Below are 15,416 nucleotides of genomic sequence, written 5' to 3'. Positions count from 1 at the left end.
TGACCTGACCTGACCTGACCTGCCCTGACCTGACCTGACCCGACCTGCCCGTCCCGCCGTCGTGGATACGCTGGAGGGATGACGAACACAGCGCAACACAGTCTCCACTCCGGTTTCGGGCCGGGCTCCACCGCGGCAGAGGTCCTTGACGGGATCGACCTGGCCGGTCGCACCGCGATCGTCACCGGTGGCTACTCCGGCCTCGGCATCGAGACGGTCGACGCCCTCGTCGGCGCGGGAGCGCGCGTGACCGTTCCCGCTCGCCGACCCGACGCGGCCCGGGCAGCCCTGGACGCGCGCGGTCTGGGCGCCGTCGCCGTCGAGGAGCTCGACCTCGCCGACCTGGCGAGCGTGCGCGCCTTCGCCGACCGATTCCTGGCGACCGGTCGCAGCGTCGACATCCTGATCAACAACGCGGCCATCATGGCGGCCCCCGAGGCCAGGGTCGGTGACGGCTGGGAATCGCAGTTCGCCACCAATCACCTGGGCCACTACGCGCTCACCAACCTGCTCTGGCCCGCGCTCGCCGCACACGGCGGGGCCAGGGTCGTGGCGCTCTCGTCGACGGGTCACAAGCTGTCCGGCATCCGGTTCGACGACCCGCAGTTTCGCGCCGGCTACGACAAGTGGGTGGCGTACGGCCAGGCCAAGACGGCCAACAGCCTGTTCGCGGTCCAGCTCGACCTGCTCGGCGCCCCGCAGGGTGTGCGGGCGTTCGCCGTGCACCCCGGCGGCATCATGACGGACCTCCAGCGCCATCTGCCCCGGGCGGAGATGGTCGCGTCGGGCTGGATCACCGAGGACGGCGTCGTCAACCCGCGGTTCAAGTCCCCGGCGCAGGGGGCGGCGACCTCGACCTGGGCTGCGACCTCGCCCCTCCTCGCCGGCCGGGGCGGGGTCTACTGCGAGGACTGCGACATCGCCGAAGCGACCGTGCCGGACGGCCCGGACGCCCGGGTGTCCGGGGTGAACGCCCACGCCATCGATCCGGATGCCGCGGCCTGGCTCTGGGCCTACTCCGCGCGTCTCACCGGCATCAACGCGTTCGCCTGAAGTCTCAGCAGGCGCCCCACCTGCCGGATCCCGCCGCCGTTGCGGCATCCTCCGCGGCCCGCAGCAGGGGATAGTAGGCGTCGTTCGGTGGGATGACCAGGGATTCGGCGGCCCCGCCCTCGACGAGCTCGAAGTTGACGAACCGTCCGTCGTCACTCCACAGGTAGAACAGGCTGCGGCCGAACCGGTCGGTCGGCTCGCGGTCCGCGGTGATCCACACCGTGCTCCCGTCGGGCACCAGGGTGCGCAGCGCCAGGGTGGCCTCGTCGCCGTAGCACTCGGCGCCGTCGCCGACCTCCGGGGTGTCGATCCCGATCAGGCGCACCTTGACGGCATCCGTCGACGGAACGAGGGCATTGGGCCGGTCCGTGCGGAGGAACAGCGTGTCCCCGTCGTGCACGTGCTCGACCGTCATCGCCACCGCGTCGGACGGGCGCGGCGGCACACCGCCTGGCGCCGTGCCGGCCGCGTCGGACTGGACGGAGGGCGCGACCGTCGTGCCGGAGTCGCTGGCGTCCAGAAGCGCTCCCAGCGGACCGCCCGGCTGGAACGCCAGCAGACCGAGAGCCCCGACGGCGACGACCGCCACCAGCAGCCCGGCACCGCGCATCATCGTCCTGACCATGCCTCGAGACTAGGCGAACGAGCCTTCGTGCGGTGCGCGCCTCCGATGCCGGCCATTCTCTGAACCCCGGGGCGCTCACGGCCAGACCGGCAACTGTCCCCCTTCATGCCGACTGCGGCAGGCCGGGACAACTGCTAACTTGACGGCAGACGACCTCGGTCGCCCGGCAGACGATCCTGCATGATCGGGATGGAGGAGCTGCCCCAGCAAGGGGGATCCAGCCATGCACATCACCTGCCCTTATTGCCATTCGAACGCGACCCTCGCCCCGAATCCCGCCCATGAGCTCCAGGCCACAGTGCCCCTCTACCTCCTGGACTGCACGGGCTGCTCCCAGACCACCGTGCGCCACGACAACCAGGAGCATCTGGTCGCGGCCCTCGTCGGCAAGCGCCACGGGAACGGCAACCACGAGCTGACCGTCTCCGCGGACGCGATCGGCCACACGAGGTTCCACACGGATCCCACGGGCCGCACCACCCCGAGCATCGGATACTCGGAACTGCTCGAATACGTCACCTGCCGGATCAGCGCCGCCGACACATTCAGCCTCATGCTCCACACCGTCGAGATGGGCACCCGCTACCTGTCGCCGGAGGGCGGCGTCCCCTACCAGGCCGTGCGCGGCTGGGTCGTGACGAACGGGGAGATCCACGCCCTGTCCGGGCAGGAGGTCTGGGAGGCATCCTGCCGCGATTCCGCCTCCGGACTGCCGCTCGACCCGGAGGGAGGCATCCACTACGTCGACGCGGACGACATCCCCCGGCCCTACCCGTGGTGACTCGCGAACCGTGCCTCTGATCTGGCAGTCTGAGTCCGTGGCGTCACCAGGCTCCTCCGCCCTCATCGTCGCCCGGCTGCGGGCGGCCGGCTGCGTGTTCGCCGAGGACGAGGCCCGACTGATCCGGGCCGCCGCGCGCACGACGGGGGAGGCCGACGCGATGGTCGAGCGCCGGGCTGCCGGTGAACCGCTCGAGTACATCCTGGGCTGGGCCGAGTTCTGCGGACTGCGTGTCGCGGTCGAACCCGGGGTGTTCGTGCCGCGCCGCCGCACCGGCCTGCTGGTGCGGGAGGGCGTCAAACGTTGCGGCCCCGGATCCACCGTCGTCGACCTGTGCTGCGGCTCCGGCGCGGTGGGGATGGCCGTGGCCGCCGCCCATCCCGAGGCCCGGCTCTACGCGGCCGACATCGACCCGGTCGCCGTCCGCTGCGCCCGGCGCAACCTCGGCGCGGACCGGGTGTTCGAGGGCGACCTCTTCGACGCGTTACCCCCGGATATCAAGGGGACGGTGCACCTCCTGGTCGTCAACGCACCCTATGTGCCCACCTCGGCCATCGACACGATGCCGCGGGAGGCGCGACTGCACGAGACCCGCACTGCCCTGGACGGTGGCGCCGACGGACTCGAGGTGCATCGCCGGGTGGCCGAAGGCGCACCGGACTGGCTGGCGGCCGGTGGCCTGCTGCTCATCGAGACCAGCCGCGCGCAGGCCCCGGGAACGGCCGCCATCCTCGACCGGGCCGGGTTCGCCGCTCGGGTCGTGACCTCGGCGGCCCTGGGCGCCACGGTCGCCATCGGCACTGTGCGGTGACCCTCCGGCCGGGTCAAACCGAGTACAGCACCAGACCGGCCTGGCCGCACTGATAGTGCGGCCGAACCTGGTCGACTACAACGCCACTTGCGCCGGCTTCACCTGGGACGACGCCAGGCGCGGGCTGTCGGGGCTTCCGGGAGGCCGGGGGCTCAACATCGCCGATGAGGCCGTCGACCGGCACGCGGCCGGCCCGAACGCGGAACGGGAAGCCCTGCGGTTCGTGCGGGCCGACGGCTCCACCCACTCGCTCAGCTACGCCGCGGAAGTTGAGACCGCCAGGCTGCGCCAGGACCTCGAGCTCGATTCCCTCGACTTCCTGCGCCTGATCGAGACGATCGCCCGGGCGACCGGGGTGGACACGCCGGAGCGGGACTACGGCCAGGTCGCGACGGTGAAGGGACTCGTCGACTACGTCGCCGCCCACGGCTGACCTGCGCCGGGCACGTGGATCCGACGCTGGCGCACTCGTGCGAGTGGTGTCACTATCGTTCGAGCGGAAGGACGTCCGATGCGATACTCACTCCTCGTCATCAGCCAGGAACCCGGCGACGCCGAGGTCAGCGAAGAAGCCATGAACTGGGGTCGGACGGCATTCGACGCCTACGCGAAGTCGCTGGATGCCGGGGGCGTGCTGGTCTCCGCCGACATCCTGCAGCCCGTGGCGGCGTCGACCACGATCTCGGTCCGCGACGGCGCGCTCCGGGTGCAGGACGGTCCGTTCGCGGACACCCGGGAACGGCTCAACGGCACCTTCGTGATCGAGGTTCCCGACCTCGATGCCGCCATCGACTGGGCCAGGCAGTGCCCGGGCGCGCTCTATGGCTCCGTCGAAATCCGCCCGTCCGCGATCATCTTCCGTGACGGCGAATGGCACAGCCAGCCGTGACCGCCGGGAAGCCGGCGACGGGAGAACCATGGCCAGGCTGATCTACGCCGGGATCACGTCGCTCGACGGGTATGTCTCGGATGCGGACGGCAAGTTCGACTGGAGCGTGCCCGACGCGGAGGTGCACGGCTTCGTCAACGAGCTCGAGCGGGAGATCGGCACCCAGCTGTTCGGGCGCCGGATGTACGAGGTGATGGCCACTTGGGACACCATCGACGACACCGACGAGCCGGAGGCCATCAAGGACTTCGCGGCGCTCTGGCGGGCGACCGACAAGATCGTTTACTCGACCACACTCGAATCGGTCAGCGCTCCGCGCACCAGGCTCGAGCGGGAGTTCGACCCTGCCGTCATCCGGCGGCTCAAGGACACCGCCCACCGCGACCTGTCCGTGGGCGGCCCGGGGCTCGCGAAACTCGCGATCGAGGCCGGCCTGGTCGACGAATACCATCAGTTCGTGTCGCCCGTCCTCGTGGGCGGCGGCACCCGGTTCTACCCGGCCGGCGTGCGGCTGCGGGTTCAGCTGGTGGCCGAACACCGCTTCGACAATGGTGTGGTTCACCTGCACTACCGCGCCCTGCCGCCCGGCGACGTTCTACGACGGACCACGCCTCTGTGACGGACCACGGCCCTGTGACAGACCACGGCTCTGTGACGGACCACGCCTCTGTGACGGACCACGGCCCTGTGACAGACCACGGCTCTGTGACGGACCACGCCTCTGTGACGGACCACGGCCCTGTGACAGACCACGCCTCTGTGACGTTTCACGGCTCGGTGACGCATGCTGGGGAGATGAGCGGTAACGGCGACACCTGGGTCTACGGCCCCGACGGTCGGAAGTTCTGGGGGCGATTCGGTGCGGCCGGTCTCCTCGTGCACCACCTGGAGCTGGGCGTGCTGCTTCAGCACCGCGCCGTCTGGAGCCACCAGGGAGACACCTGGGGGCTGCCCGGGGGAGCGCGGCACGAGCACGAGACCGCGCTCGAGGCCGCCCTGCGCGAGGCCGGCGAGGAGGCCGGGGTGCCGGCCGACCTGGTCAGCGTGCAATTCAGCTCGGTGCTCGACCTCGGGTTCTGGTCGTACACGACCGTGGTCGTGCGCGCCAACCGGCCGTTCGAACCGGTGATCAGCGACCGGGAGAGCATCGCACTCCGCTGGGTACCGACCGACGAGGTCGACGCGCTCCCGCTGCATCCGGGCTTCGCCGCGGCGTGGCCGGCGTTGCGGCTGCGGCTGGGCTGACTCCCCGGAGCGGCTACCGTGGTTCCGGAGGCATCATGAACCTGGAACCCATGTTTCTCGCCGTCGACCGGGTCGCGGGAGGCCGGAGCGTCGAATACACGATCCCGCCGGAAATGCGCGACCACCCGCGCACCCGGCGCGCCTTCGTCGCGATCGCCTGGCTGCTCGCTGCCGAACTCGTGCTCGGTGCAGCGGCAGCGGTCGTGGCCGTCGTGATCGCCCTCGGCGGGTCCGCAGTGCCGTTCTCGGTCTGGATGCGCACCTTCGTGGTGCTCGCGATGACCCTCACGCTGTTCTACTTCGCCTGGCGCGCCCAGAAGGGGTACTACTGGGCCTACTCCCGCCTGCGGCTGTTCAGCAAGATCTTCCCCGTGATCACCCTTGTCCTCGCCGCGATCCCCGGGCTCTACCCGTTCTGGATGGTCACCGAACAAATCCTGTTCAGCCTGATCATGATCGGCGTCGGCGACTACCTCTCCTCGGACCACATGAGGGATGCCTTCCCCAAGCCGCCCAGGCAACCGCGCCGCGCCTGACCTGCGGCCGGGCCTACCCGGGGCCTTCCCTGACCACGTCGGCGGGCGACTTTTCCGGGCGCCAGCCTCGCCAAACGGGGTGCCGGAGCCGCCCCGCCTCCGTCCACTCCGCGAACTCCACCTCGCCGACGAGGATCGGCCGCACCCAGTTCGCGTCACCGGCGTCAGCCGCGGGAACCTCGGCGAAGGGGCTCGCGGTCGTGGCGATCGGCCCGAGCCTCGCCATGATCTCCTCAAGGTCCAGATCACGGAACCCCGTGCCGACCCGGCCGGCGTAGGCGAGGGTGCCGCCGTGCGGAATCCCGACCAGCAGCGATCCGATCGAGCCGGACCGGTGGCCCCGGCCGGGGCGCCACCCGCCGACCACGACCTCCTGGGTCGCATGGTGCTTGATCTTGATCCAGGACCGGGACCTGCGGCCCGGCTCATAGCGGCCGTCCAGCCGTTTGGCGACGATGCCCTCCAGGCCGAGCTCCCGGCTCGCTCGCAGGGCCGCCGCCGCATCGCCGTCGAAGGCCGGCGGCACCTGGACGTCGGCGTTGCCGTGCACCACCTGGCCGAGGATCTCGCGCCGCGCCGAATACGACAACTCGGTGAGGTCCTGCCCGTCCCGCTCGAGCAGGTCGAAAACGAGGTAGTTCACCCGAGTGCCGCCGGTCCGGTTCTGCAACAGGCCGAAACTCGGCCTGCCCGCGGCATCGAGGGCGACGACCTCCCCGTCGAGCACGGCCGATCCGGCCGTGACGACCGCCGGCAGGGCGCGCACCAGGTCCGAGTAGGCATCCGTGACGTCGTTGCCGTTCCGGGTGACCAGGCGAACCGTGGCCCCGGGGTCGTCCACCGTCACGGAGGCGTTCATCGTCACGGAGGCGTTCATTGTCACGGAGGCGTTCATCGTCACGGAGGCGAGCAATCTGATCCCGTCCCACTTCATCTCACTCGCCCAGGGCCGGCCATCCTGGTCGGCCAGGTCGGCCAGGGTTCCGAGCGTCGCGAGCATGGGCGAGTGGCGGATGCGCGCGGCCGCCGCCCGGGGCGGCCCCTGCGCCGCCCCGGCACGGCGGGCCGTCGCCGTCGCCGTCGCCTTCATCAAATGGATCAGCCAGTTGTTCTCCGCCCGGTCGGGGCCCTTCGTGTGGATCAGGGCGAATCGTCGCGCCACACCGAGCCCGCCGCCCGGTTCGCCGTGCAGGGTGGCGATCACCTCGTCGTCGCGCCACTTCTCGAGGTCGTATCGGCCGCTGTCCCAGATCCTGACCGTGCCCGCGCCGTATTCCCCGGCCGGAATGTCACCCTCGAACGTGCCGTACTCGAGCGGGTGGTCTTCCGTGCGCACGGCGAGGTGGTTCTTCGTCGGTTCGGTCGGCACTCCCCGCGGCAGCGCCCATGAGGCGAGCACCCCGTCATGCTCGAGCCGCAGGTCGTAGTGCAGGTTGCGGGCGTGGTGCTCCTGGATCACGAAGGAGCGGCCCTCCGCTGTCCCGGTGATCTCGGCCGGCACCGGTTCCGGCGTGCGCGCGCTGTTCCTCTTGCTGCGGTATTCGGCCAGCCGGTCGGCCGCCCCGGGGCCTGGGTCCGTCGCGCCGCCGAAGTCTGCCCGTAAACCCGGGTGGGCGGTGAGCAGGCCGGACAGTGCGTCGCCGTTGCGTTCCACCCGGTGCCTGGCCTGGCGGTAATCGATCTGGGCCAGCCCGGGGGAGGCCAATTCGCGCCAGGTGCGGGGCATGGCGACCATCGGCAACGGTGTGCCGCGCAATGAGTACGGTGCGATCGTGGTCTTGGCGGCGTTGTTCTGGCTCCAGTCCACGAAGACCCGGCCGGCGCGCCTGGCTTTCTTCATGTCGCTGACCACGAGGTCGGGATGGTCGGCCTCCAGCGCCCGCGCCAATTCGTGCGCGACCGCGGAGACCTGGTCGGAGGTATGGCTGAGATCCAGCGCAGCGTACAAGTGGATGCCTTTGCTCCCGCTGGTCACGGGGAACGGATCCAGGCCCATGTCGCGCAGGATGGCCCGGGCCAGCCGGGCGACGTGGGCGCACTCGGCGAGGGTGACGCCCTCGCCAGGGTCCAGGTCGAGCACGAGCCGATCCGGGTTGCGCGGATGGCCGTCTCGGCCGAACTGCCACTGCGGCACATGGATTTCGAGCGCAGCGACCTGGCCGAGCCAGGTCAGCGTGGCCAGGTCGTTGACCAGCGGATACACGTTGACGTGGTCGGAGTGCTCGATCGACCGGCGGGTGACCCAGCTCGGGGCCGACGCGTCGAGGTTCTTCTGAAAGAACATGTGGCCGGGTTCCGCGGCGGTGCCGACGCCGTGCACCCACCGTTTCCTCGTGGCCGGCCGGTTGGCGGAATGGGGGATCAGCACGTCGGCCACGGCCGCGTAATAGGCGATCACGTCTGCCTTGGTCGTGCCGGTCTCCGGGTAGAGCACCTTTTCGAGGCTGGTGAGCGTGATCCGATGGCCGCCGACCGTGACGACCTGGCTGGCGGCCGAACGGTCCGGTCCCTGATTCATGGCACCAGCATGCACTCGCGCCCCGTCCGCGGCTAGTGGGCCGATGTCGTGCCGTCCCGCCGCCAGGCGACCCCGCCCCAGGCGATCCCGCCCTGGTACTTGAGTCCGCCGAGGGCCGGGAACTTGCGGTGGTTCTGCCTGCCGAGGGCCGGGAGCTTGCAGTGGTCGAGCCAGCCGGGACCCGATGCCATGATCTCGGCGACCTCACTCGCCGGCGGCGCTGCCGGTCGGGGACCCGGTGACGCGGCCGGTCCGTCCGCGTCCCGGTCCCGGGTCGGCGTGCGCGGGGCGAGTTGCCGGTCAGTCAGTGTCCCGGTCCCGGGTCGGCGTGCCCGGGTCGAGTTGGCGGTGGGTCTTGCTGGGTAGGGGGATGAGCATCTGTTTCGGGTCGACCGAGACCGGCGGCTTCAGCCAGTAGTGGTCGCCGCCCCGGAGGATGACCCAGCCCGTGTTGTGGAGGAGCAGGTGGTGGGGGTGGCAGAGGCAGACTCCGTCGGCGAGGTCGGTGTAGCCGTGTTCGAGGAGCCACTCCTTGAGGTGGTGAGCTTCGGTCCAGGCGGGTGGCCGGTCGCACTCGGGCCAGACGCAGCCGCCGTCGCGGGCGCCCATAGCGGTGCGTTGGGCGGGGGTGAAGAGGCGTTGTTCCCTGCCGATGTCGATGGGTTGGCCCGTGTTGTCGAAGAGGATTCCGAGGTAGCCGGTGTCGCAGAGTTGTCGTTGGACGGTGGCGAGGGAGATCGGGGCGGGGCTGCCCTCGATGGACCCGTGCCCGGCCGCCAGGACCAGGGCCGTCCCCGGCTGGCCGGGCTCGCTGGGCTGGCCGGACAGGTCGGGCTGATCAGACAGGTCGGGCTCGCCAGGCTGGCTGGGCTGGCTGGGCTGGCCGGGTTCGCTGGACTGGCCGGGTTCGCCGGGTTGGTCGGGTTGGTCGGGCTGGCCGGACAGGTCGGGTTGGCTGGGTTGACTGGGTTGGCTGGGTTGACTGGGTTGGCTGGGTTGACCGGGTTGACCGGGTTGAGTGGACGGGGCTGCTGTGTCAGGTCTGACCGCCGGCAGGGGCCGGGGGCCTGCTGGCGTCTCGGATGCTCCCGGTGCTTCAGATGCCCCGGTGAGATGGGGTGTTGATGGTGTTGAGGGGGATGTGCGGGCCGGTGCCTGGGTTGCACTCCCGCTCCCGGTGCTGGTGTCGGCACCGCCGGCGACGGCGCGGGTGCCGGTGCGGGTGCCGGTGCCGGTGTTGGTGTGGGTGGCGTTGGTGAGGTCTTTTTGGGTGACGATGATGCGCACGGCGGGGCGACGGCCGCCGAGCATCTGGCCGGGGTCGACTTCGCCGGCGATCTTGAGCAGTTGCACGAACGAGTCCGCGGCGATCTGCGCGGTGCTGCGGGGGTCGTCCTGGACGGCCTTGGCCCAGGCTTTGCGCTTCTTGTCGACGAAACGCACCCCGCCGCGCCTCGGGCTGGTGATCGAGTCGTAGGTGGAGAGCACGAACTCGCCATCTTCGGGGGCGAAGAGCCCGTGCAGGCGGACCATCCCGTCGGCGAGGCGGTAGACCTTGAGGAACCGGTCGTCGTAGGCCTGCTTCTCCCTCGCGGCGATGCCAGCCTGATCGAGGTCGTCGCGCATCCGCCGGGCCCGGGTGAAGCATTGGTCCGCATTCAACGTCGCGGACTCCGCGAGCAGCCGGGTGAGGGCGGTGGCGAGTCTGTCGGCTGTGACGGCCGTATCGATATCGCCCAGGCCCCTGCGAATGGATTCGGCGGCGTCGACGGAGAGGGTCCCGGCGGTCACGGCGCGAGCGATCGGCCCCTGCCACGACCCCGGGCTGCCCGGATCGGGCGGGACGCTCACAGGTCCGGCCCCGGAACCATCAGTGCGACCGTCGAGACCGCCCAAGTCGCCACCCGCACCACCATCGACACCAGCCCCGCCGCCCGCACCACCATCGACACCGGTCCCGTCAACACCGGGCGACCCGAGCGCGTCTGCGGCCTGCCGGTCGGCGGCCTCGGCCTGGGCGAGCATCGTGCCGACGGCGACGAGCTTGAATGCTTCGTTCTTGCTGGCGCCGGTGACTTTCTGGATCATCGCCTCCGGGGAGAGGAACCCCTGCTGCGCGGCCAGGCCGGAATGGCCCAGCTCCGGGCGGGAGCGATCGGCGATGGTCGCAGCCATCCACGCGGCCCGGGTCTCCAGCAACCGGCGTGCGGTGGCGATGTCTTTTTGACCGGCCAGCGCCGCGGCATCCGTCAGGGCCTCGTAGTCGGCGCTGGAGCAGCCCAGGCGGGCGACGGCATCCGCTGCCTGTCTGAGTTGCTCTGCCGGTGAGTCCATGCCACGAAGATACCAAAATGCGAACACAAATGTGAGCGTTTGTCACTACTTGTGAATAACTTTTTCGAAGATATATTCAGGGGTCCAGACAGGCTCGACCATCGGAGCGGCTCGGTCGCCCTGCGGGCCGCTGGGCCGACTCGGCTGCCTCGGCGGGCCCGGCCGCTAGCCTGGCGCGGGCAACCGGTGTTCACTGGGGGCATGAGATCGATTTGGAAGGGCGCGATCACCTTCGGACTCGTCAATGTGCCCGTCAAGGTCTACAGCGCCACCGAGGACCACGATGTCGCACTGCACCAGGTGCACGACAAGGACGGCGGGCGCATCCGTTACCAGCGCCGCTGCGAAATCTGCGGGCAGGTCGTGGACTATGCCCACATCGACAAGGCCTGGGACGATGGTGACCGCACGGTGATCCTCACCGACGCCGACCTGGCTTCCCTGCCGGCCGAGCGGAGCCGTGAGATCGACGTGGTCGAGTTCGTGCCGAGCGAACAACTCGACCCGATGACCTACGAGCGCAGCTATTACCTCGAACCAGACGGTTCATCGCCGAAGGCGTATGTGCTGCTGCGGCACGCTTTGCAGGCGACGGACCGCACCGCGATCGTGCGATTCGCCCTGCGCCAGAAGACCCGGCTCGGGGCGCTCCGCGTGCGCGGCGATGTGCTGCTGCTGCAGTCTCTGCTCTGGGCGGACGAGATCCGGGTGGCGGATTTCCCCGCCCTCGACGCGGAGGTGCGCATTTCGGCCCAGGAATTGGACCTGTCGGCGGCACTGGTCGAATCATTCGCCTCCGATTTCTCGCCCGGAGACTTCCGGGACGACTTCCAGGACCAGCTGCGGGAGCTGATCGAGGCGAAGCTCGCGGCCGGCGACACGGTCGACACCAGCGTCACCTTCGGCCGCTTGTCCGGAGAGGGCGCGGAGGGCGCGGAAGGCGGCGGGGAAGTGCTCGACCTGATGGAGGCCCTCCGGCGAAGCGTCGAGCGCAGCCGTGCCAAGTCCGAAACGGCCAGCCGTGCGCGGCCGGGGAGAGGCGACGCGGAGCCCCGCACCGGCGCATCGGCGGGTTGACGGGATGCCGCGCTCCGCTGCGGGGAGCGCCTCGGTAGACTCGGGAATTGTGAGCGGGGCAGAGGAACGACAGGTAAGTTCGAGGGTGGCCACGCTGCCCAATCTCCTCAGCATGCTGCGGCTGGCCCTGGTTCCCGTCTTCCTCGTCCTGTTGATCCGCGGCGAGGATTCCTGGGCGTTGCTCGTGCTCGTCGTGGCTTCAGCCTCCGACTTCCTCGACGGGTTCCTCGCCAGGCGGTTCGACCAGGTCACCAGGCTCGGTCAACTGCTCGACCCGGCCGCCGATCGTCTGTACATCTTCGCGGCGCTGCTCGGGCTCGCCTCCCGCGGACTGGTTCCCTGGTGGATCGTGCTCGTCGTCGTCGGCCGGGATGTCTTTCTGCTCGGCCTCGGCGTCGTCCTGGCCAACTTCGGTTTCGGGCCGCTTCCCGTGCATCAGCTCGGCAAACTCGCCACCTTCTGCCTGTTCTACGCGCTGCCCATGATCATGCTCGGCCAGGCCTTCCCGATGCTGGCCTGGTGGTCTGGTCCGGTGGGCTGGGCATTCGGGATCTGGGGAGCCTTTCTTTACTGGTGGGCGGGCATAATCTACGCAATTGAAGCCGCCAGGGTGATTCGGCTTTCGCGGGTAAAATCGTCCGCTCAATCCGATACGCTGGACCAGTAGGAGGTGTACGGTGATTGATTCCAAAAAGACGAATGAACCCCAGCGCAAGGGCACGCCCGAAAACTTCGCCAACACCGACACGACGATGACGTTCAGCCAGGAGTTCGCGGCGCAGTTGGCCGCCCTCGACGGCGACGTCACGACGGAGGAACAGGAGGCCATCGCGGCCCTCCCCTCGGGGTCGGCACTGCTCGTCGTGCGTCGTGGACCGAATTCGGGGGCGCGCTTCCTGCTGGACGCCGACGTCACCACTGTCGGCCGTCACCCCAATGCGGACATCTTCCTTGACGATGTCACTGTCTCACGGCGGCACGCCGAGTTCCTCCGCCACGGCCGCACGTTCGAGGTGAAAGACCTCGTTTCGCTCAACGGCACCTACTTCGACGGTGTCCGGATCGATTCGGCGCAGCTGCACGACGGCGCCGAGGTCCAGGTCGGCAAGTTCCGGCTGACGTTCTACGCCTCGCGGCTCGACCTTTCGCCACTGGCGAGCGACTAGTGCCCGCGTCCTCCGCCCAGGCACGGCAGCCGGGCGCGACGTCACTCTTGAGCATCGGACAGGTGCTGGCCCGGCTGACCCCTGAGTTCCCCGAACTCACGCCATCCAAGCTGCGTTTCCTCGAGGAACAGAAACTCGTCTCCCCGGCACGGACCGAATCCGGTTACCGCAAGTTCTGCGCGGGGGACCTCGACCGGCTGCGGTTGATCCTGTTGATGCAGCGTGATCATTACCTTCCGTTGAAGGTCATTCGCGGCTACCTGGAAGACATCGACAACGGTCTCACCCCCACCCTGCCCGGCGGAGTGACCCCCGGCCCCTCGATGTTGTCCAACGTGCGCCGGCTGAGCAGGGACGAACTCCTGCGCGAAGCGGGGGCCGCCGCCACGCTCCTGCACGATGCCGTCTCCGCCTCGATCATCCTCCCGGCCGACGTCTACGGGGAGGACGCGCTCGGTGTGCTGCGTGCCCTCGTGGAACTGCAGCGCAGCGGCATCGAACCGAGGCACCTCCGCGGTTTCCGCGGAGCCGCCGAGCGGGAACTCGGTCTGATCGAAAGCGCCCTGGTGCCGCTGTCGCGCCGGAAGGACGCCTCCAGCCGGGCGAAGGCCGCCGAGATGGCGGTCGAAATCGCCGGCCAGCTCGAGGTGATTCGCGGGAGTCTGATCCGCTCCGCGCTGGGGCGTCTCACCTAAAAAGCCATACACTGGAGACCGACGCCGCTCGAAGAGTGCCGCCGCGATCGACCCGAGTCTTCCTTGCATCCGACACGCCGATTTTGGTCGAGCGGATGTCATTGATCAGGGCGGTTCGCCTCGGTAGCGTTGACACAGCGATCATCGGCATCGCAGACACCCCCGAGAGGCGATCGTATGAGTGAGCTCAACCAACGAGACGACGCCTCCCGTTACGGACTGGGTCTCCTCTTCACTGACGGGATGCCGGAACTCGACGAACATTCCGGTTACCGTGGCGCCGTGGCAGCCAGGGCCGCCGGCATCAGCTATCGCCAGCTCGACTACTGGGCCCGCACCGAACTGGTCCAGCCGACGGTGCGTGGCGCCGCCGGATCGGGTTCCCAGCGCCTCTACGGCTTCCGGGACATCCTGGTTCTCAAACTCGTCAAACGACTGCTCGACACCGGCATCTCCCTGCAGCAGATCCGCACCGCCGTCAACCAGTTGCGCGAATCCGGCGTCAGCGACCTGGCCCAGACCACGCTGATGAGCGACGGCGCGAGCGTCTACCTGTGCACCTCGAACGACGAGGTCATCGATCTCGTCAGCCGCGGCCAGGGTGTCTTCGGCATCGCCGTCGGCAAGGTGCTTCGCGAGGTCGAGACCAGTCTCGTCGAACTGGACACCCAGACCATCGACCCGTCCGACGAGCTCGCCGCCCGCAGGACCAGCCGCAAGGTCTCCTGACCCTTTCCGCACTGCGCCTTCACCCGCACGTCCCGCCGCCTGGCACCGCCGCCGGGCGGTTTTTGCTGTCCGGGGTGTCAGTGCTGTTCGGCGTATTCGCCGATGCGCGCGGTGCGCAGCACCCGCTCGAGCAGCTGGTCGAAGTAGCGGGCCATCTCCTGGGCGCTGTCACCCGGCCAGGTGTGCAGCGGCTTCGCGGCGCCCTGCGCCTGCTGGAGCGATGTGCGCTCGGGAAGCTGGGGGCTGAGCACGAGCGGACCGAACATGTCGCGGAGTTCCTTGATCCGGAACTGGTGCTCGAGTGAGGCCGTCCTGGCCCGGTTGACGATGATGCCGAGAGGCTGGAGGCGAGGACTCAGGCCACGCCGGATCTCTTCGATCGCCCGCAGGGCGCGGTCAGCCGCCGCGACGGAGAACAAGCCGGGCTCGGTGACCACGGCGACGCGGTCGCTGGCCGCCCACGCGGTGCGGGTCAGTGCGTTGAGGGAGGGGGCGCAGTCGATGAGGACGAGGTCGTAGTCCTTCTCGACCGTGGACAGCGCCTCTTCCAGCTTCCAGATGTCACGGATGCTGGGGTGCGGCCCGTCGAAATTGATCGCGGACGGGCTGCCGATCATCACGTCGATGGTGCCCTGACGGCCGCGGGTCCACCCGCTCGGCACGATGGCCGCGCGAACGACCTTCTCCTTGGGCGACGCGAGGACGTCGGCGATGTTCAGGTGGCCGGTCACCTCGATGTCCATGCCGGTCGAGACATCCGACTGGGGATCAATGTCCACAACCAGGGTTCGTACGCCGCGGGCGAAGGCAGCAGACGCCAGACCAAGGGTCACCGTGGTCTTGCCTACTCCTCCCTTGAGGGAGCTAACGCTTAGTACGTGCACAAGTAGATACGTTACCTTCACTAGTCTGGGAGAACCTAACCGTCAGCTGTGTGCGGCTCCACGCTCGAAAGGT

General features: G+C 69.2%; 18 protein-coding genes. 13 read left to right on the top strand and 5 right to left on the bottom strand.

The window, feature by feature from the left end; all coding sequences use genetic code 11:
* Positions 1-78 precede the first annotated feature (78 nt).
* The gene (locus tag E3O32_RS08505) at positions 79-1,053 is read left to right on the top strand and encodes an SDR family NAD(P)-dependent oxidoreductase (protein ID WP_134508523.1); all 975 of its coding nucleotides are present in this window, start codon (positions 79-81) and stop codon (positions 1,051-1,053) included.
* 4 nt (positions 1,054-1,057) lie between these two features.
* On the opposite strand, the gene E3O32_RS08500 is transcribed toward E3O32_RS08505, so the two are convergent.
* Positions 1,058-1,678, bottom strand: coding sequence for a thermonuclease family protein (locus E3O32_RS08500; protein ID WP_134508521.1), 621 nt, complete (start codon positions 1,676-1,678; stop codon positions 1,058-1,060).
* Between the two features lie 223 nt (positions 1,679-1,901).
* On the opposite strand from E3O32_RS08500, the gene E3O32_RS08495 reads away from it, so the two are divergent.
* The 7 genes from E3O32_RS08495 to E3O32_RS08465 all read left to right on the top strand — a co-directional run bounded on the left by E3O32_RS08495 (position 1,902) and on the right by E3O32_RS08465 (position 5,940).
* On the top strand, positions 1,902-2,459 hold the full coding sequence (locus tag E3O32_RS08495) for a hypothetical protein (RefSeq protein WP_134508519.1): 558 nt from the start codon (positions 1,902-1,904) through the stop codon (positions 2,457-2,459).
* A gap of 37 nt (positions 2,460-2,496) precedes the next feature.
* On the top strand, positions 2,497-3,270 hold the full coding sequence (locus tag E3O32_RS08490; protein ID WP_241974723.1) for a putative protein N(5)-glutamine methyltransferase: 774 nt from the start codon (positions 2,497-2,499) through the stop codon (positions 3,268-3,270).
* A gap of 55 nt (positions 3,271-3,325) precedes the next feature.
* Positions 3,326-3,703 carry an acyl carrier protein gene (locus E3O32_RS17815; RefSeq protein WP_338145189.1) on the top strand — a complete coding sequence of 126 codons (378 nt, stop codon included), beginning with the start codon at positions 3,326-3,328 and terminating at the stop codon, positions 3,701-3,703.
* 78 nt (positions 3,704-3,781) lie between these two features.
* Entirely contained in the window at positions 3,782-4,159 is a 378-nt protein-coding gene (locus tag E3O32_RS08480) for a YciI family protein (RefSeq protein ID WP_134508517.1), read from the top strand.
* Positions 4,160-4,187: 28 nt separating this feature from the next.
* On the top strand, positions 4,188-4,778 hold the full coding sequence (locus tag E3O32_RS08475) for a dihydrofolate reductase family protein (RefSeq protein WP_134508515.1): 591 nt from the start codon (positions 4,188-4,190) through the stop codon (positions 4,776-4,778).
* A gap of 176 nt (positions 4,779-4,954) precedes the next feature.
* Complete coding sequence (locus E3O32_RS08470; RefSeq protein WP_134508513.1) at positions 4,955-5,404, top strand: NUDIX hydrolase; 450 nt, start codon at positions 4,955-4,957, stop codon at positions 5,402-5,404.
* Positions 5,405-5,439: 35 nt separating this feature from the next.
* Positions 5,440-5,940, top strand: coding sequence for a hypothetical protein (locus E3O32_RS08465; protein WP_134508511.1), 501 nt, complete (start codon positions 5,440-5,442; stop codon positions 5,938-5,940).
* Positions 5,941-5,953: 13 nt separating this feature from the next.
* Here the strand turns inward: E3O32_RS08465 and E3O32_RS08460 are convergent, their stop codons facing one another.
* The 3 genes from E3O32_RS08460 to E3O32_RS08455 form a co-directional block, all read right to left on the bottom strand.
* On the bottom strand, positions 5,954-8,458 hold the full coding sequence (locus E3O32_RS08460) for an ATP-dependent DNA ligase (RefSeq protein WP_134508509.1): 2,505 nt from the start codon (positions 8,456-8,458) through the stop codon (positions 5,954-5,956).
* Between the two features lie 32 nt (positions 8,459-8,490).
* Positions 8,491-8,649, bottom strand: a complete 159-nt coding sequence (locus tag E3O32_RS17240; protein WP_166790804.1) for a hypothetical protein — start codon at positions 8,647-8,649, stop codon at positions 8,491-8,493.
* Between the two features lie 109 nt (positions 8,650-8,758).
* The gene (locus tag E3O32_RS08455; RefSeq protein ID WP_134508507.1) at positions 8,759-10,792 is read right to left on the bottom strand and encodes a DUF222 domain-containing protein; all 2,034 of its coding nucleotides are present in this window, start codon (positions 10,790-10,792) and stop codon (positions 8,759-8,761) included.
* Between the two features lie 201 nt (positions 10,793-10,993).
* Here E3O32_RS08455 and ku point away from each other — a divergent pair, with 201 nt between their 5' ends.
* The 5 genes from ku to E3O32_RS08430 all read left to right on the top strand — a co-directional run bounded on the left by ku (position 10,994) and on the right by E3O32_RS08430 (position 14,459).
* Positions 10,994-11,869 (top strand): non-homologous end joining protein Ku, encoded by an 876-nt coding sequence (gene ku, locus E3O32_RS08450; protein WP_134508505.1) that lies wholly within the window; start codon positions 10,994-10,996, stop codon positions 11,867-11,869.
* 49 nt (positions 11,870-11,918) lie between these two features.
* A complete protein-coding gene (locus tag E3O32_RS08445) occupies positions 11,919-12,536 on the top strand; it encodes a CDP-alcohol phosphatidyltransferase family protein (protein ID WP_255455499.1) in 618 nt (205 codons plus the stop codon).
* Between the two features lie 85 nt (positions 12,537-12,621).
* Positions 12,622-13,035 (top strand): FHA domain-containing protein, encoded by a 414-nt coding sequence (locus E3O32_RS08440; RefSeq protein WP_134508610.1) that lies wholly within the window; start codon positions 12,622-12,624, stop codon positions 13,033-13,035.
* Positions 13,035-13,730 (top strand): transcriptional regulator FtsR, encoded by a 696-nt coding sequence (ftsR, locus tag E3O32_RS08435; RefSeq protein ID WP_134508501.1) that lies wholly within the window; start codon positions 13,035-13,037, stop codon positions 13,728-13,730. Before E3O32_RS08440 ends, ftsR begins: the two co-directional genes overlap by 1 nt.
* A gap of 177 nt (positions 13,731-13,907) precedes the next feature.
* Positions 13,908-14,459, top strand: a complete 552-nt coding sequence (locus E3O32_RS08430) for a MerR family transcriptional regulator (RefSeq protein WP_134508499.1) — start codon at positions 13,908-13,910, stop codon at positions 14,457-14,459.
* A gap of 77 nt (positions 14,460-14,536) precedes the next feature.
* Here E3O32_RS08430 and E3O32_RS08425 read toward each other — a convergent pair whose 3' ends face one another.
* Positions 14,537-15,343: a ParA family protein gene (locus tag E3O32_RS08425; RefSeq protein ID WP_134508497.1), complete on the bottom strand. Its 807-nt coding sequence runs from the start codon at positions 15,341-15,343 to the stop codon at positions 14,537-14,539.
* Between the last annotated feature and the right edge of the window lie 73 nt (positions 15,344-15,416).

Origin of the sequence: Cryobacterium mannosilyticum, from assembly GCF_004402705.1 — a bacterium.
GTDB classification, from domain to species: Bacteria; Actinomycetota; Actinomycetes; order Actinomycetales; family Microbacteriaceae; genus Cryobacterium; species Cryobacterium mannosilyticum.
Note: the sequence above shows the minus strand (reverse complement) of the source record. Positions and strands in the feature narration are given on the sequence as shown.